Below are 16,498 nucleotides of genomic sequence, written 5' to 3'. Positions count from 1 at the left end.
GTACGTCCAGTACATGGGCGATCCTCCGCCTTGCGATGCACGGCACCAGACGCCGCGGGCTTATCCGCGAAGATCGACCGGACAGGACCTAGGCGATCCGCCGACCGGTACGACGAGCGGTCGCGGCCGCCGCAGACCCGCTCCGCGGCCTATGCGAGGCGCGGCCGTTCCGCAAGCCAACTTGTGTACCGTACAGGAACTGTTGGTGCCCCGGTTTCCCCTCGGTCGCGGCTTCGTGGTCTTTCGACACGATCGTCCCCTTGTTCGCCAGATCGATCAGGGAGTACGTCATGTCATCACCGACGTCCGGCCGTTTCGGACCCGGCGGTCCGAGCCGCCGCACGGTGCTTCAACTGTCCGCGGTCACTGCCGGCGCCCTGCTCGCCGGTGCCGGGCTGGCCGGGCCGGCGGAGGCCGCCGGACCCGCCCCTCGCCTGACGGAGGACCCCTTCCGGCTGGGTGTCGCCTCCGGCGAGCCCACCGAGGACGGTTTCGTCCTGTGGACCCGGCTCGCGCCCCAGCCCCTGGCGCTCGATGGGCACGGCGGCATGCCGCGTGCCGCGTACGACGTGGAGTGGGAGGTGGCCGAGGACGAAGGGTTCCGCCGGGTGGTCCGGCGCGGCCGGTCGGTCGCGGTACCCGAACTCGCCCACGCGGTGCACCCGCAGGTGAACGGGCTGCGCCCCGGCCGCCAGTACTTCTACCGGTTCCGGGCGGCCGGTCACCTCAGCCCGGCCGGCCGGGTGCGCACGGCGCCGTCGGCGCGCTCCGGGGGCGGCGCCTTCAGCTTCGCGACCGCCTCCTGCCAGGCGTGGTACCACGGTTACTTCTCCGCCTACCGGGGCATGGTCGCCGACGATCCCGACGTGGTCTTCTTCCTCGGGGACTACGTCTACGAGTACGGGATCACCTCCGCGAACCTGTGGCGCAAGAACGCCGCGCTCGGCACGGGCCACGACACGGAGACCAACACCCTGGCCCAGTACCGGGTGCGCTACGGCCTGACGAAGTCCGACCCCGATCTGCAGGCGGCGCACGCGGCGGCGGCGTGGGTACTGACCCCGGACGACCACGAGGTGCAGAACGACTACGCCGACGAGACGTCGTACTACGGTCTGGGCGCCGCCGATTTCCGGCTGCGCCGGGCGGTCGGCTACCGCGCGTACTACGAGAACACCCCGCTGCCGCTGTCCGCGCTGGCCCACGGCCCCGATGCCCGCTTCTACCGCCGCCTGACGTACGGTCCGCTGGCCGAGGTGCATGTCCTGGACAGCCGCCAGTACCGGGACTCCAAGCCCGCGAACGCCGCCGCACAGGCCGACCCGGCGCGTACGCTGCTCGGCACGAGCCAGGAACGCTGGCTGTACTCCGGGCTGCGCCGCTCCCGCGCCCGCTGGAACCTGCTGGCCCAGCAGGTCGCCGTCATGAAGGTCACCGACTCCCGTATCGACCAGTGGGACGGCTATCCCGCCGCGCGCCAGCGGCTGCTCGACGTCCTGGCGGAACCCGGCACCTCCCCCGCCGTGGTGCTCACCGGCGACACACACCGCTCCATCGCCGGAGACCTGCTCGCCGACTTCGCCCGCCCGGACTCGAAGATCGTCGGCTCGGAACTCGTCGGCACCTCCATCGCCTCGGACGGGGACGGCTCTGCCACGGACACCTACGCGCCCGACTGGTTGCAGCACCCATGGGCCAAGTTCTACGACGGCCGCCGCGGTTACGTACTCGGCCGGGTCACCGACACCGAACTGACCGCCGACTACCGGGCCGTTCCCTACGTCGAGGCCGATGCCGACGCCGAGGCCATCACCCTCGTGCGCTTCACGACCGAGGCCGCGAACCCCGGCCTGCAGAAGGCGAGCTGACCGCAATGACCACCCACCACCTCACCAGCGACCGTGCCCCGTCCCCGGTCACCGGCCTGACCGCGACCGGCCGACTCGCCGCGATCGACCTGACCTGGAAGCCGTACGACGGCGGACTCGTCGACCACTACGAGGTGTACGCCTCCCAGGACCCGGCTGCCCGGCCGTCCGAGGCGACCCTGCTGACCCGCACGCTCTACCCGCACCTTGCCCACGCCACCCTCGGCCCGCAAGCCGTCACCTGGTACTACTCCATCGTCACGGTGGTCGCCTCCGGCGCCCGCTCCCGCGCGAGCCGCGCCGTCTCCGCGACCACGACCCCCTCGGTGTCCACGGGCACGCCACTGGCCCAGGTCGGCACCTTCGACCACAAGGGGCTGGAGTTCGCCCTTTCCCCCAACCTCAGCTCCAAGTACCTGACGACGTTCCCGCACGACGTCGACTTCACCTACGGCAGCAGCACGGCTGCCAGGGACTGGTCCTACCTGCACCCCGGTCCCAGCGACAGCTGGGCCGGCCGCAGGCAGCACACCTTCACCCTCCGCTTCACCCTCGACGCCGCGCCCACCCGGCCGGTCGGGTTCGCCCTCTGGCTGACCGACGCGCACGCGACCCTGGCCGGCACCGCCGACCTGGCGGTCAACGGCGCCACGGCCACCCGGCTCACCTTCACCGGCGGCGCCACCAAGGGCTCCCTGGAGGGCGACGCCACCCGGCCCGGCAGCCCGCTCAAGCCGTCCTTCTACGAACTGGCCCTCGACGCGGCCCTGTTCACCGCGGGCGAGAACACCCTGACCCTGACCAAGACCGCGGGGTCCTGGATCGCCTACGACGCACTGGGACTGTTCCAGTCCTCCTGAACCTTCCTCCTGAACTGAACCGCACGGCGATGACACCGGTCCGGTCCGCCCCTCATGGAGTGGTCCGGACCGGTGGCCGTCGTCTCCCGCCCCCAGACTCTTCGTCTCCCGCCCCCAGTCTCTTCGTCTCCCGGCCCCAGTCTCTTCGTCTCCCGGCCCCCCGCGCGGTGTCGTTACGCGTTGGTGCCCGCGTCTACGGTCAGAGCCGTGCCCGTGATGTTGTGGCCGCCGGGGCCGGCGAGGAACGCGACCGTGGCCGCGACGTCATCCGGGTCGAGGTAGCGGCCCAATGCGGTCAGGTCCCTTCGGGTGTTGGCGCCCGGGCCGTCGGCCGGGTTCATGTCCGTGTCGGTCGATCCGGGGTGCACGACGTTGGCCGTGATGCCGCGTGGGCCGAGTTCGCGTGCCAGTCCTCTGGTGAAGCCGCTCAGCGCCGCCTTGCTCATGGCGTACAGCGTGATGCCCGGAAAAGGCGCGTGGTCGGCGAGGTTGCTGCCAATGCTGATGATGCGTCCGCCCCGCGGCAGGAACCCTACGGCGGCCTGCGAGGCGAGAAACACCGAGCGGACATGGATGGCCAGGGTGCGGTCGAGCTCTTCCGGAGTGACGTCCTCGATCGGCCCGTTGGCGAATATCCCCGCGTTGTTGACGAGGATGTCCAGTCGGCCGAATTCGTCCGCCGTCCGCCGCACCGCGTCCGCGGCAGCGCCGTCGTCCGCCGCGTCGGCACGGATCGCCAGCGCGCGTCGGCCGATTTCCTTGATGTCGGCCACCACATCGGCGGCTTTCGCCTCTCCGGCGGCGCTGACGTACGTGAATGCCACATCCGCACCCTCACGGGCCAGCCGTCGGGCGATTGCCGCTCCGATGCCCCTGCTGCCGCCCGTGATCAGCGCAGCCTTCCCCGCCAACTCGCTCATGCCATCCCCCTGATTTCTGTGTCGATCGGCACAGAAAGGATCTCAGGGCGGCACCGCGCGGGTCAAGGCATATATTGAACGAACGACACAGAAATGCAGGGGGAGAGGAGAGGTGGGGAAGGTGACCACGCGTGGACGCCCCAGAGGGTTCGACCGGGACACGGCTCTGGAACAGGCGATGAAGGTGTTCTGGGCCACCGGTTACGAGGCGACGTCCATGGCAGATCTCACCTCGGCCATGGGGATCGCTTCACCCAGCCTGTACGCGGCGTTCGGCTCCAAGGAGGAACTGTTCCGCGAGGCGGTGGCGCTGTACACGACCAATGCCGGCCAAGCCGTGGCCGGTGCGCTCACCGAGGAGCCCACCGCGCGCGCCGCCGTGAACGCCGTGCTCCGCGCGAGGGCGTACGAGTACACCGGGGCGGACACGCCCGGCGGCTGCATGATCGTGCTGGCCGCCACGAACTGCTCGGAGTCCAACGCACCGGTCCGTGACCATCTCGCCCGGTTGCGCAAGGCCGGCATCGAGGAACTGGCCGAACGACTGGAACAGGGCGTGCGGGACGGGGATCTGGCCCCCGGCACCGACACCTACGCCGTCGCCTCCTTCTATACCGCCGTACTCCAGGGCATGTCCGTCCAGGCACGCGACGGCGCCTCGCGCGAGGACCTGGAGATGCTCGCGGAACGTGCGATGTGGGCATGGGAGGCCGTGACCGCCCAGCGGTCTTCGCATGAGCCCGCCCGCTGAAGCTTCCTGCTTGTACGCCCGTCTGCCTGTACCCGCCTGAACACCGGGTCGCGGGTGGCGGGCGTTTTTGCAGGTCAGGGGGGTGGCACTGATCTGCCACGGGAGTGCCACCCCATTGCCACGGCCGCCGTCCAACATGAAGTCATCGGCAAAACGGCGACTTGGACGGCAGGAGGGCAAGTGAACAGTGATGGCTGGTACTTCATCGCGCTTCCGGACTGCGCGGGGGGCGAGCGCGTGGCCCGGCGGGTGGGTTCGGATGCTCAGCTGATCTGTCGTCATGCGTCGGGCCGACCGCTGCTACTGGCTCGTGGGCCGGAGCGGCAGCGGGTGGTGGCGGAGGCGGGGGCCGTACGGGTCGCCGTCGTCGGGGGATCTTCCGCCACGGAGGAGGGGCTGCGGGGGCAGTTGGGGCGGCCGGGGGGTGTCCGGTTGCTCGATGACCTCGGGCACTCCCTGGCCGGCAGCTTCCATCTGGTGGCCGCCGAGGGGGAGCGGCTGCGGGTGCAGGGGTCCGCGAGCGGGCTGCGACGGGTGTTCCACGCGGTGATCGACGGGGTGCGCGTGGTGTCCGACCGGGCGGATGTCCTGGCCGGGCTCGGCGGGTTCGTCCTCGACGACACCGCGTTGGCCATCAGGCTCTTGCGGGTGCTGCCGCATCCGCTGGCCGAGGAGCCGATGTGGCGGGAGGTCGAGGCAGTACCGCCCGGGTCGGCGCTGCTCGTGGAGGAGGGGGGACGGCGGGTACGTACGGTCGTCTGGTGGCGCAGGCCCGCGCCCGAGTTGTCCAGGCGGGAGGGCGCCGAGCGGTTGCGGGGGGCGCTCGAAGCCGCTGTGGACGTCAGGACGCGGGCAGGCGGGACGGTGCACTGCGATCTGTCCGGAGGTCTCGATTCGACGCCGCTCTGCCGTCTCGCGGCGAGGGGACCGGCCGAGATCGTCGCGACGACGATGTACAACGACGACCCGGGCGGCATGGAAGACCTGATCTGGGCGCGTCGTGCGCTGCCGAGCATGCCGAACGTCCGGCACGACGTGGGCCGTCTCGATGACATGCCGCAGTTCTTCGAGGGCATGGGCGATGTGAGGGAGCGGCTGGACGAGCCGTCGCAGGCGTATCTGACCGCGCCCCGTATCCGCTACAGCATCGAGGCGGCGATCGCGAGAGGTGCGACGACCTACCTCAATGGTCTGGGCGGCGACCATCTGCTGCACGGTCTGCCGGTGTGGGACCACGCGCTCTTTCGTCGACGTCCGTTGGCGGCCCTACGGCGGGTCAGAACCACCCGAGCGCTCGATGACCGTCCGCTGATCCCCGTCCTGCGCGAGCTGCTCGACTCCGAGAGCTATCGCGCCTGGCTACGGCGCACCGTGCGGGAGGCCCGGCGCGTCCGCGAGGTGAAGTCGGACCTGCGCATGGAGTGGGACCAGCCCGTCGCGCTGCCGCGCTGGCTGAGCCGGGACGCCGCGGCGGCGCTGCTGGCCAGGCTGGGGGAGCTGGCCGCGACGGCAGAACCGCTCGGGGCCGACCGGGCGCTGCACGCCGAGCTGGCCATGGTGCGGGACGGCAGCAGGATCATCCGTGGCACACAGCAGTACGCGGCCACCCTCGAAATGCCCTTCGAGGCCCCGTTCTTCGATGACCGAGTGGTGGAGGCGTGTTTCGCGGTACGCCACGAGGAACGCGACTCTCCTATGGAATTCAAGCCTCTGATCAAGGCGGCGATGCGCGGATTGCTGCCCGACGAGTTTCTTCGGCGCGGCTCGAAGATGGGCGGGAGCGTCCAAGCGGCGCGCGGGTTGCGGGATCACTGGCCCACCCTTCTCGAACTCTGTGAGCAGTCGCCGCTGACCACTCGTGGCGTCATCGACTTCGACGCACTCGCCGCCGGTGAGTCACCACAGCACATGGGGACGCGGGACGCGTTCCTCGACGCCACCGTCAATTGCGCGGTGTTCGCCAGGAATCAGCCGGCGGGCGACCGCCGCCATGACAGGGAGGAGCCGGTTCATGGGACTGCGGCTGCATGACCATGTCTCCACGACAGAGACCGAATACGGAGTGGTCGTACTGGACGAGCGCACCGGCCGTTACTGGCAGCTCAGTTCCTCCGCGGGGCTCGTGCTCTCCACCCTCGCGCGGGGAGCCTCGGTCGATGAGGCGGTCACCGCGCTCACGGGCAGATACGACGTCGGCGAGGCGCGTGCGCGTAAGGACATCGACGCTCTGTTGGACTCGCTGCGTTCCGCCGGGCTGGTGAAGCGATGAGCATCCCCGTACTGCCGGCCGACGCGGTGACGGTGTCCCTTGGGCAGCGGCTGGTGACTCGCGCGGTGGTCGGCGCGGCCCGAGTTCTCGCCCGTCGGCAGCCCCGACACATCAGGGCCGTGCTGATACGGGTACGACGGGGAGCGCGGCCGGCGACGGTGGCGGAGGCCGGACTCGCACGCGACACGGTTCTCACGGTCAGTCCGCGCTGCTGCGGTGCCCGCGCCTGTCTGGTGCGGTCGATCGCCACGGCCCTCCTGTGCCGTACCCGCTCGGTCTGGCCGACCTGGTGCGTAGGCGTCCTCAAGGCGCCCCCCTTCGCCGCGCATGCCTGGGTGGAGGCGGAGGGCCGCATGGTCGACGAGGCCACAGAAGCCGGTTACTACACCCGGCTCATCACCATCGAGGCTTCTGGCGAACTTCCCTCGCCAGGAACGGAACACGGAAATCGGGGAGGGGGTGACAACCATGGAGATGGAGAAGGAGAGCTACGAGGCTCCGGTCGTGATGGAGCTCGGTTCGTTCGGTGAGGAGACCGGGGTTTTCGGTATCCGCAACGGGGACGAGATCGCCTGGTTCTTCGACACCTGGCAGTAATCGCACGTGCGTGACCAGGAAACGGGGGAGGGAGGTGACCACCATGGAGAAGGAAATGTACGAGGTTCCCGCGCTGATCGAGCTCGGGGAATTCACCGAGGAGACGGGCTTCTTCCGTAACGGAGCGAACGAGGCCTACTTCTTCTTCCAGAACCAGAACGACTGATCACCAGTCGTCGGCGTCAACGGATCACCAGGTGCGGCGAGCGTTCACGCGGGCAACTCGCCGCGCCTGGTGGCGACGACGGACAGCACAGAAAGACGGGAGGGAGGGACAGATGCGCGAGAGTGACCGACTGCTGGCCGGAACGGCAGGGCGGAACAAGGGACTGTTCGCCGTGGTGGCGGTGCTGCACCTGTTCCAGGGCGCCGCCGGTCTGCTGCTGCCGCTCGCACTGTCCGACGCGATCGACGTGGTCCTCGGGCAGACCGGCGACAGGGTCCCGTTTCTCCTGGTGTGCGCCCTGCTCGTGACGATGACGGTCGCCGAGATCGCCGGGCAGATCGCCGAGGCCAGGATGAGGGCCACGGCCACCGCACGGCTGCGGCATGACACGTTCTCCCGGATCTTCCGCCTTGGACTGTCCGCACGGAGCCGGTTCACGCCGGGTGATCTGCTCAGCCGCTCGCTGGAGAGCACGGCGGAAGCCGGCGGCGCGGGGCTGAATCTGCTCAACGCGGTCTTCGCCGCGCTGACCGCCTTTGGCGGGCTGGTCGCGCTCTTCCTCATCGACTGGCGACTCGTGCTCGTCTTCGCCCTCGGTGTGCCCGCCGTCTGGTTGCTCGCCCGGATGCTCATTCGCAGGAGCACCACGCTCACCGGCCAGTACCAGCAAGCCCTCGGGGAGTTGTCCGACCGCTTTGTCGACGCCGTCGGTGGAGCCCGCACCATCCGTGCGTCCGCCACCCTCGACCGGGAGGTGGAGCGCGTGCTCCGCCCGGTGCCCCGGCTCCACGCCGCCGGAACAGGCTTTTGGGAGGCGCAGCGCCGAGCCGGCTGGTATCTCTCACTGCTCTCACCCGGGCTACAGATCGGTGTGCTGGCCACGGCCGGATACGGGGTGGTGGCCGGGCGGCTGACCCCCGGCCAGATGCTGGCGGCGCAGCTCTACTTGACGTACGCGATGCGGCTGCTGTCCCAGGTCGGCATCTTCGCCGAGTTGGGCAGGGCGCGTGGTTCGGCCGAGCGGCTCTGGGAGGTGTTCGCCGCGCCGCTGCCCCGCAGAGGAGATCGGCCGCTGCCGCCGGGAGAAGGCGCGCTCACGCTGCGCGACATCACCGTACGGGCGGACGACAGGCTCGTACTCGACCGGCTGACGCTCGACATCCCCGCCGGCTCCACCCTGGCGGTGGTCGGGGCATCGGGGTCGGGCAAGACCACGCTGGCGCTGGTCGCCGGGGCGGCGCTGCCACCGGACGAGGGAGAGGTGCGACTCGACGGCGCCGACCTGGCCGTAACGGACCGGGGCGAGGTCCGCGACGCCATCGCGTACGCATTCGAGCGCCCCCACCCGCTGGGCGAGACCGTGGCCGATCTGATCGGATACGGCGACCGGCCGGTGAGCGCGACCGCCGTACGGGAAGCGGCTCGGGCAGCCCACGCCGACGGTTTCATCAGTCGACTGCCCCTCGCCTATCAGACACCTCTCGCCGAACTGCGGCTGTCGGGAGGAGAGTTGCAGCGGCTCGGGCTGGCACGCGCGGTCTGCGGGAGCGCCCGGGTTGTGATCTTCGATGACGCGATGTCCAGCGTGGACACGGCGACCGAGAACGAGATCGGCCGGGCCATGGACGAGTCCCTGCGCGGCACCACCCGCGTCGTGGTGGCCCATCGGATCACCACCGCCGCCAACGCCGACCTGGTCGCGTGGCTGGACCGGGGCCGTGTTCGCGCTGTTGGCCCGCACCGGAAGTTGTTGACCGACCCCGCCTACCGGGCCGTCTTCGGCGCCGGCGGGGACCAGGGGGAGAAGGACCGGGCAGGACCGGACCAGCCCGGGTCGGACAGGGCGACGTACGGGGCGGACGGGGCGTTCGGGTCGGACGGGGCGGGTCGGTCAGACGGGTCGGACGGGGCAGACGGTGTGGCAGGTGGCTCCGCGGGCGGCCCGGCGCGCGGCGCGGCGCGTGACACCGGCCGAGAACGTTCGGGGGCGATGTGATGGCGTCGGAGACCGTGCGGCTCGTACGGCCCGTTCTGCGAGCCCATCGCCGGAATCTCGGCGTGCTCGCCGCATGGTCGCTCGTCGAGACGCTGCCGGTGCTGCTCTCCGGGACGCTGGTGGCGGCGGCCCTTGACCGCGGCTTCCTGGCCGGCCGGGCCCCGTACGGACTGGTGTTGCTGCTCGCGTACGGCGTCACGATGGTGATCGGGACGCTTGGGACCAGACAGGCCATGCCGCACGCGGCGGCCATAGTCGAGTCGTTCCGGGACACGCTCATCAGCCGGGTGGTCCACGCCGGACTGCACCGCGCCGTCTACCCGGCGAGCGGGGCGGGCTACTCCGGCGGGGCGACGGCCGATGTCTCCACCGTCGCCCGGCTCACGCGCCAGGTGGAGACGGTCCGTCAGATCTCCGGCGGGCTGCTGCTCTCCCTGCGCGGGGTCGCGCTGGCCATGGGGGCGGCCGTGATCGGGCTGTTCGCCCTGGATCCGCTGCTCGCGCTGATCACGGGCGGTGCGGTGGTCATCGCCGTCGTGTTGACGGCCCTGCTCTCCCGGGTGCTCCGGAGACGCCATGTCGCCCTGCTCCGGGCGCAGGAGGAACTGGCGGGGCGGGCCGGTCCTCAACTGACCGGAATCCGGGACGTCGTGACATGCGGTGCCTGGGAGACGGCGGGGCGGACAGTGGGCGGTGGGGTGGACGCCGAAGCCGCGGCGGCCGTGGCCAGTGCCCGAGCGGGCGCGGGGCGTATCGCCGTGGTCGCGGTGGGCACGCGGCTGCCGTTCGCGATCATCCTTCTCTCCTCGTCCTGGCTCGTTTCCTCGGCCGTACTGACCCCCGGCGCGCTGGTCGGGGCCATGTTCTATTTGCTCCAGGGAATTGAGCCGGCGCTGCGCGCCATGGTGCAGACGGTGTCGAACATGGGGCTTCAACTCTCCGTCACGCTGCGCAGGCTCAGCGACTTCATCGACGTCCCGCCCCGCCCGCCCTCCGGCACCGGCTCGTTCCCAGGGGCGGGCGCCGGAGCCGGCACCGGCACGGGCACGTGCACGGGCACCGATATCGCGCTGCGGGATGTCCACTTCGCCTATGGGCCGCACGCCGAGCCGCTTTTCTCCCGTATCAGCCTGGATATCCCTGATGGCTCGCATCTGGCGATCGTCGGGCCGAGCGGTATCGGCAAGTCCACCCTGGCCTGTCTGGCCGGCGGCTTGGAACAGGCGCGGAGCGGAGAAGTGACGATCGGCGGGATACCGGTGGCGGAGCTGGCCGAGGAGGAACTGCGCCGACGGGTCGCCCTCGTACCTCAGGAGTCGTACGTCTTCGCCGGCACGCTCCGTGAGAACCTCGCTCTTCTGCGCCCCGACGTGCCGGAGAGCGAGCTGGACGCGGCGGCCGTGGCGCTGGGGCTGGCGGAGACGGTGCGCCGACTGGGCGGTTACGACGCGGTGATCGGCTCACCCGGGCTGCTCTCCCAGGGGGAGCGTCAACTGATCACGCTGGCACGGGTGTACGTCAGCGAGGCGCGGGTCGTGATCCTGGACGAGGCGACCTGTCATCTGGACCGGGTGGGAGAGGAACGGGTCGAGGACGCGTTCATAGCCCGGCCCGGCACGCTGATCGTGGTGGCCCACCGCATCACCTCGGCTCTGCGCGCCGAGCGGATCGGCGTCGTCGGGCAGGACTCACTGACCGTGGGCAGCCATGATGAACTCCTCGGGATGTCGGCCGAGTACGCCGAGCTGATCGGCTACTGGTCCTTCGCCGGAGAGAGTGTGGAGCCCACCGCCATCCCCCGCCCGCTCATCTGAGAGCTCCCGCATCTGAGAGCTGCCGCATCTGAGAGCTCCCGCAGATGAAGAGCCCGCGTCGGAAGCGCCTGCATCTGAAGGGCCCGCGTCCGACCCGTCGGAAGGCTCCGGGGCGGTGGGCACGGCATCCGCGGTTGGGCGCCCGACGGGTGCGGCGGGGCCGGCGTGGGGCGTTGCCCGGGATACGGGATGTCGCTCGGGATACGGGACGTGACATGCCATCCGGGACGGCTTTCCCAAGGAGCCGCTTCCATGCGGGTATGGCCACTATGCGCCATGTGGGTCGAATGGCCGTCACACTCTCCGGATCGCAAACGGTAAATTTCGTTGAGTCCTGGATGGCGGTGCCGCTGACTCCGGCTCGGCCGTCAGGCCGACGACGTGCGGACGGCGGCACATGCCGGGCGCACACACAAGGGGGAATACCGAGTGCACAGGATCGATGTGCGCCTGCTCGGCGCATTTGAAGTGACGCACGGGACCGCACGACTCACCGTCTCGGCCGGCCGGCAGCAGACGCTGCTGGCCGCGCTGGCACTGCACCACGGGCAGATCGTGCCGGTGGACCACATCGCCGAATGCCTCTGGGGGATCGACCCTCCGGCATCCGCGCGGACAACCATCCGCAGCTACATCAAACGCCTGCGCCGCGTGCTGGACGGGGCCCGCGGCACCGAAGAGTCCGTCATCGAAGCGCAGCGGGGCGGATACCGGCTGAGCCGTGAGCTGGTTTCCGTGGACAGCACCGAGTTCCGCGAACGGACCGAACACGCGGCGGCGGTGGCCGTCACGGCAGGGCCGGACGCCGAGGCGGCGGCGCTCGACAGCGCGCTCGCCCTCTGGCGCGGCCCGGCTCTCTCCGGGATCCACGGCCCTTCGCTGCACCGCGACGTTCTCCCCTCCCTGGAGGAGTCGAGGCTCCGGGCCGTACACCGCAGGATCGCCATCGGGCTGGAGCTGGAGGACCCGGGCGACCACATTCCGCTGCTGCGGCAGACGCTGGCCCTGGATCCGCTTCAGGAGAGGTTCTGGGCACAGCTGATGCTGGCGCTCTACCGGACCGGGCGTTCGGCCGAGGCGTTGCGCGAGTACGAGCGCTGCCGGCGCCTGCTCGGCGATCGGCTCGGTGTCGACCCCGGCCCCGAACTACGCGAACTCCACCAGCAGATGCTGGTCGCGAGCCCCGGGCTCATCGCCTCGGCGGGCCGCGCCGGGGTCAGGACCCGGGTCCCGGTCGGGATGCGGACGGGCGGGCCGAGCAGGTACGTGCCGCGCCAGCTTCCGGCGGGCGACGTTCCGTTCACCGGCCGGGTGGAGGAACTCGCCGCGCTCGACCGGCAGCTCCCGGACATGCGGCGCGACGTACCGGGCTGTACGGGCAATGTGCTGCTGCTCGACGGCCCCGCCGGGGTCGGCAAGACGGCGCTCGCGATCCACTGGGCCAACGGGCGGCAGGAGCGCTATCCCGGCGGTCAGATCTATCTGGATCTCGAAGGGTTCAGCACCCGCGATCCGCTGAGCCCGGCGGATGCCCTGCGCGCCCTGCTGATCGGGCTCGGGGTGGCCGACAACGAGGTGCCAGGCAGCGTTGGTGAGCGCAGCGCGCTGTTGCGCAGCGAACTGGCCGGCCGCCGTACGCTGCTGCTCCTGGACAATGTGATGTGCCCCGAGCAGATCAGACCACTGCTGCCAGGACCGGCGGGCACCGCACTGGTCACCAGCCGCAACCAACTGCGTGGTCTGGTCGTCAGGAACGGCGCCCGGCGTCTGACGCTCGCCCCGTTCGACCACGAACGATCCGCCGATCTGCTCAACCGGCTGCTGGGCGCCCGGCGCCCCGCGGAACGCCCCGGACCGGCAGAACGCGCCGTGCTGGACGAACGCGCCGCGCTGGACGAGCTCGCCGCGCTCTGCGGGGGGCTGCCGCTCGCCCTGCGCATTCTCGCCGAGCGGGCCGCGCGCCAGCCGGAGGTGAGTCTGCGGCGGCTGGTGACGGAGATCCGGGGTGAGGAGCCGCTCAACGCGTTCCGGCTGAGCGAGGACGGCACCGATCTGGACACCGTGCTCTCCTGGTCGCTGAAGGGGCTGACCGAGGCGGCGGCCGGGTTGTACGGGGTGTTAGCGGTGGTCGAGAGCGCGCGGCCCCTCGCGACCACGAGTACGGCCCCGACCACGGCCGCGGCCCCGGACGTGGCCCCGGACGCGGCGGAGCAGGGGATCGGACCGGCTGAGGCGGCGGGGCTGCTCGGCGTCTCCCGGGAAGAGGCCCTGCGTCTGCTCGATGAACTCGTGCAGGTTCATCTGGTGGAGAGGTACGGATCCGATCGCTTCCGGCTTCCGGCGGGCTGTCTGATCCGCGTCCCGAGGACGCTTGCCCGCGTGTTGCCCGTATCGGCCCTGACCGTACCGGGCCTGCCCGGTCCAGGGGCTGTTCGCGTACCCGCTTCTGTCGCCGTCCCCGTGCCCTGACACCAGTGTCCGGCGGGGCCCCCGGCCCCGCCGGACATCTCCCGCGCGCCCCTGCCCACCCCCATGAGGCAGGTGTGCGCACGGTCAGTGGGACTGCTTCCGCCCCGACTGGAAGCGTCCGCACAGTGACCAAAGAAACGCTATCGCTGGAGCACCTCGACGTGTGACGGTCAATCGACCGACAAACCGACGGGGAACAGCGACAGGTGGGCACCGAGTGGCACATGAGCCGGACGACTCTCAGGACCCGCCCGAACGCGCCGGGAGAACGGACGCCGCCCGGCGCCCTGGGCCCGCGGAGCGGGAGTTCGTACGGTTCGCGTACCGCTACGCGTACCGCATCCGAATGGTCGTGGTCTGCTCCTGCGCGGTGCTGGCCGTTCCGGCGATGCCCGCCGACCGTATGGCCGTCGCCTCGGCCATCTCCTGCGTCGTGCTCGGCTGGAGCGTTCTGCACTACCGGCTGGGGATGGCGGGGGCCCACCCCCGGCGGCTGCTCGCCGCCGACGTGGTGGTGCTGACCGCTCTCTGCCTCACCCAGGACCTGACGATTCCGGACAGCCAGACCAGGTACGGCAATACCTGGCTGCTGGTGGTCGTCAGCATCGTGGCGGTCGGGTACCAGATGATGTACCCGGCGGGGCTCGCGCTGGCGACGGCGCTGCTGCTGTCCGCCGTGGATCTGGCGGGTGCCATGCTCGATCGTCCCGACGGCTGGGACTACGCGGTGCCCAATGTCAGCTGGCTGCTGGTGCAGAGCCTGCTCGCCCAGGGCCTCTACCGGCTGGTGCTGCGCGCGAGCAGAGCCGCCGACGCGGTCGGTACGAAGGCCGCCGCCGCCCGGCGCCGGCACGAAGTGGCGCAGGCGCAGCGCTCGGCGGAGCGCGAACATCTCGCCACCCTGCACGACACCGCGTGCGCGACCATGCTGATGGTCTCGGCCCACGGCCAGTCCCTCCGGCCCGAAATACTGCGCACCCAGGCGGCCAAGGACCTGCGGCGTCTCGCGTCGGAGCGGGCCACGTCCGGTGAGACGGAGGTGGCGCGGGAACTGGTCGCGGAGATCGGCGACCACCGGCTCGTCGTACGCACCGAGTTCGACGGCACCCTCGACCTGATGTGGCGGCCGGCCGTCGCGGCGCTGCGCGGCAGCCTCGGCGAGGCGCTGCGCAACGTCTCGCGCCACGCGGGCGTCAACTCCGCGACGGTGACCGCGAGCCGGGAGGGTGACACCGTCACGGTCGTCATCAGCGACGACGGCGCCGGATTCGATGTGACGCGGGTTCCGCCGCACTGCCAGGGGCTGGCCCGCTCGGTGGTCGAGCGCATGGCCGCTGTCGGGGGCAGGGCGACGGTCGACTCCCGGCCGGGCCACGGCACCGCCGTACGCCTGGAGTGGCCCCATGTCTGACGACCGTCGGTCTCCGGGTCCCCAGTTTCCCGGTCCCCAGCCCAGTCCGGAGTCTTCCGGTCCCCAGCCCGGTCCCCGGTCTTCCGGTTCGCAGTCTTCCGGTCCGCGGTCGCTCGCCTCGCGGCCGCCGCCCGATCCCCTCGACAGCGAACCAGCGGCGTCCGATCCACTGACGGACCGTATCGCCGCGGGCATGCTCGGCGCGCTGCGGCTGGCGGGGCTCGCCATTCTCTCCGCGGTCCACTTCGGGCTGGCGCTCCCCGCCCTGCTGGCCAACCTCGACGGTTACCGGCACGCCTGGGTGCAGCTCACCGCGTTCGGACTGCTGACGCTCATCATCGTGGTCGACGCGCTTCTCGGAGTGGCCGGCCGGCGCAGACCGCGCCCGTGGGTCGCGGCGGGGCTGGTGTGCGCGCTGGTGGCGGCTGTCGTCGCCACCAGCCAACTGCCGGGCGACGCCTACCTCGCCACTCCGCACTGGACGTTTCTGGAGATCGGCTGGTTCGGTGTCCTGCTGCTGTTCGACGCCGGTCTGAACGCGACACTGCTCTTCCTCGGGATCCATGTCGTCGTGACACTCGGGCAGTTGACGCTCGCCGGGATCCCGTCCCGGCAGGCCGCGGCCGGTATGGCCGTCAGCGCCGTGGCCATCTGCGCGTTCCAGATCGCCGCCGCGGTGATGGCCAAGCTGCTGCGGGGCTGCGCGACGGCCGCAGGTGCCACGGCACGGGAGCAGGAGCGAGTACGTACCGAGGCGGCGGTCTCCGCCCAGGTCCACGCCGACCAGCGGTCGCGCTACCGCGATCTCGGCCGCTCGGTACTGCCGCTGCTGACCGGGCTGGCGGACGGCACGCTCGACCCCGGGGACGAACGGGTACGCCGCCGATGCGCGTTCGAGGCCGCCCGGCTGCGACGCCTCTTCGCCGAACGGGACCACGCGTCGGACCCGCTGCTCCATGAACTACGGGCCGGTATCGGGGTGGCGGAACGCCATGGGGTCGATGTGCAACTCGCTGTACGGGGCGTGTCCGCTCCGGTGCCCCGGCATCTGCGCCGCGCGCTGACCGAGCCCGTACTCGCCGCGCTCGCGACCGCCGAGCGCAGCGCGCGGGCCACCGTCGTGCGCGGCGGCGGGCAGGTACGGGTCAGCGTGGTGACGGACGCGCCCGAGACGGACATCCCGGAACCGACCGAGCGCGGTGTGCGCGTACGGACGGTGCACAGCGAGGGCCGGCTTCTCGTCGAGGCCTCGTACACACTGCTCGCGCCGTCTCCTGCCGGGGACACCCGTACGCTCACCGTCCCGAACGCCCAGGGCACCCAGACCGGACAAGGCGCCCAGAGCGCCCACAGCACCTAGAGCGCCCAAGCACCCAC

14 protein-coding genes are annotated in these 16,498 nt (G+C 70.9%); 13 read left to right on the top strand and 1 reads right to left on the bottom strand.

Annotation, left to right across the window (positions count from 1 at the left end; genetic code table 11):
• Positions 1-290: 290 nt before the first annotated feature.
• Positions 291-1,868: an alkaline phosphatase D family protein gene (locus tag ABTZ59_RS18480; protein WP_351400214.1), complete on the top strand. Its 1,578-nt coding sequence runs from the start codon at positions 291-293 to the stop codon at positions 1,866-1,868.
• Positions 1,869-1,873: 5 nt separating this feature from the next.
• The gene (locus tag ABTZ59_RS18475) at positions 1,874-2,728 is read left to right on the top strand and encodes a polysaccharide lyase family protein (RefSeq protein ID WP_351400210.1); all 855 of its coding nucleotides are present in this window, start codon (positions 1,874-1,876) and stop codon (positions 2,726-2,728) included.
• A 173-nt stretch (positions 2,729-2,901) separates the two neighbouring features.
• Here ABTZ59_RS18475 and ABTZ59_RS18470 read toward each other — a convergent pair whose 3' ends face one another.
• Positions 2,902-3,648, bottom strand: coding sequence for an SDR family NAD(P)-dependent oxidoreductase (locus ABTZ59_RS18470; RefSeq protein WP_351400201.1), 747 nt, complete (start codon positions 3,646-3,648; stop codon positions 2,902-2,904).
• A 121-nt stretch (positions 3,649-3,769) separates the two neighbouring features.
• Here ABTZ59_RS18470 and ABTZ59_RS18465 point away from each other — a divergent pair, with 121 nt between their 5' ends.
• The 11 genes from ABTZ59_RS18465 (at position 3,770) to ABTZ59_RS18415 (ending at position 16,481) form a co-directional block, all read left to right on the top strand.
• Positions 3,770-4,399 (top strand): TetR/AcrR family transcriptional regulator, encoded by a 630-nt coding sequence (locus tag ABTZ59_RS18465; RefSeq protein WP_351400191.1) that lies wholly within the window; start codon positions 3,770-3,772, stop codon positions 4,397-4,399.
• A 180-nt stretch (positions 4,400-4,579) separates the two neighbouring features.
• Positions 4,580-6,430 (top strand): asparagine synthase-related protein, encoded by a 1,851-nt coding sequence (locus tag ABTZ59_RS18460; protein ID WP_351400185.1) that lies wholly within the window; start codon positions 4,580-4,582, stop codon positions 6,428-6,430.
• The gene (locus ABTZ59_RS18455) at positions 6,411-6,668 is read left to right on the top strand and encodes a lasso peptide biosynthesis PqqD family chaperone (protein ID WP_351400179.1); all 258 of its coding nucleotides are present in this window, start codon (positions 6,411-6,413) and stop codon (positions 6,666-6,668) included. The genes ABTZ59_RS18460 and ABTZ59_RS18455 overlap by 20 nt, the downstream gene beginning before the upstream one ends.
• Complete coding sequence (locus tag ABTZ59_RS18450; RefSeq protein WP_351400163.1) at positions 6,665-7,198, top strand: lasso peptide biosynthesis B2 protein; 534 nt, start codon at positions 6,665-6,667, stop codon at positions 7,196-7,198. Before ABTZ59_RS18455 ends, ABTZ59_RS18450 begins: the two co-directional genes overlap by 4 nt.
• Positions 7,137-7,265, top strand: coding sequence for a lasso RiPP family leader peptide-containing protein (locus ABTZ59_RS18445; RefSeq protein ID WP_249953553.1), 129 nt, complete (start codon positions 7,137-7,139; stop codon positions 7,263-7,265). The genes ABTZ59_RS18450 and ABTZ59_RS18445 overlap by 62 nt, the downstream gene beginning before the upstream one ends.
• A gap of 43 nt (positions 7,266-7,308) precedes the next feature.
• Complete coding sequence (locus ABTZ59_RS18440) at positions 7,309-7,431, top strand: keywimysin-related RiPP (protein WP_249953513.1); 123 nt, start codon at positions 7,309-7,311, stop codon at positions 7,429-7,431.
• Between the two features lie 112 nt (positions 7,432-7,543).
• Positions 7,544-9,427, top strand: a complete 1,884-nt coding sequence (locus tag ABTZ59_RS18435; protein ID WP_351400146.1) for an ABC transporter ATP-binding protein — start codon at positions 7,544-7,546, stop codon at positions 9,425-9,427.
• Positions 9,427-11,241: an ABC transporter ATP-binding protein gene (locus ABTZ59_RS18430; protein ID WP_351400140.1), complete on the top strand. Its 1,815-nt coding sequence runs from the start codon at positions 9,427-9,429 to the stop codon at positions 11,239-11,241. Before ABTZ59_RS18435 ends, ABTZ59_RS18430 begins: the two co-directional genes overlap by 1 nt.
• A 429-nt stretch (positions 11,242-11,670) precedes the next feature.
• Complete coding sequence (locus tag ABTZ59_RS18425; RefSeq protein WP_351400132.1) at positions 11,671-13,710, top strand: AfsR/SARP family transcriptional regulator; 2,040 nt, start codon at positions 11,671-11,673, stop codon at positions 13,708-13,710.
• A 217-nt stretch (positions 13,711-13,927) separates the two neighbouring features.
• On the top strand, positions 13,928-15,121 hold the full coding sequence (locus tag ABTZ59_RS18420) for a sensor histidine kinase (RefSeq protein ID WP_351400122.1): 1,194 nt from the start codon (positions 13,928-13,930) through the stop codon (positions 15,119-15,121).
• Between the two features lie 193 nt (positions 15,122-15,314).
• A complete protein-coding gene (locus ABTZ59_RS18415) occupies positions 15,315-16,481 on the top strand; it encodes a hypothetical protein (RefSeq protein WP_351400114.1) in 1,167 nt (388 codons plus the stop codon).
• Positions 16,482-16,498 lie beyond the last annotated feature (17 nt).

The organism is Streptomyces sp. NPDC094034, assembly GCF_040303865.1.
GTDB lineage: Bacteria > Actinomycetota > Actinomycetes > Streptomycetales > Streptomycetaceae > Streptomyces.
This window is presented reverse-complemented; position numbering and strand designations above follow the sequence as displayed.

Excerpts from the sequence above, each read along its gene's own strand:
- ABTZ59_RS18455 (WP_351400179.1), top strand. The coding sequence starts at position 6,411 with ATGGGACTGCGGCTGCATGACCATGTCTCCACGACAGAGACCGAATAC.
- ABTZ59_RS18445 (WP_249953553.1), top strand. The coding sequence starts at position 7,137 with ATGGAGATGGAGAAGGAGAGCTACGAGGCTCCGGTCGTGATGGAGCTC.
- ABTZ59_RS18470 (WP_351400201.1), bottom strand. The coding sequence starts at position 3,648 with ATGAGCGAGTTGGCGGGGAAGGCTGCGCTGATCACGGGCGGCAGCAGG.
- ABTZ59_RS18440 (WP_249953513.1), top strand. The coding sequence starts at position 7,309 with ATGGAGAAGGAAATGTACGAGGTTCCCGCGCTGATCGAGCTCGGGGAA.
- ABTZ59_RS18430 (WP_351400140.1), top strand. The coding sequence starts at position 9,427 with ATGGCGTCGGAGACCGTGCGGCTCGTACGGCCCGTTCTGCGAGCCCAT.
- ABTZ59_RS18480 (WP_351400214.1), top strand. The coding sequence starts at position 291 with ATGTCATCACCGACGTCCGGCCGTTTCGGACCCGGCGGTCCGAGCCGC.
- ABTZ59_RS18435 (WP_351400146.1), top strand. The coding sequence starts at position 7,544 with ATGCGCGAGAGTGACCGACTGCTGGCCGGAACGGCAGGGCGGAACAAG.
- ABTZ59_RS18475 (WP_351400210.1), top strand. The coding sequence starts at position 1,874 with ATGACCACCCACCACCTCACCAGCGACCGTGCCCCGTCCCCGGTCACC.
- ABTZ59_RS18415 (WP_351400114.1), top strand. The coding sequence starts at position 15,315 with ATGCTCGGCGCGCTGCGGCTGGCGGGGCTCGCCATTCTCTCCGCGGTC.
- ABTZ59_RS18450 (WP_351400163.1), top strand. The coding sequence starts at position 6,665 with ATGAGCATCCCCGTACTGCCGGCCGACGCGGTGACGGTGTCCCTTGGG.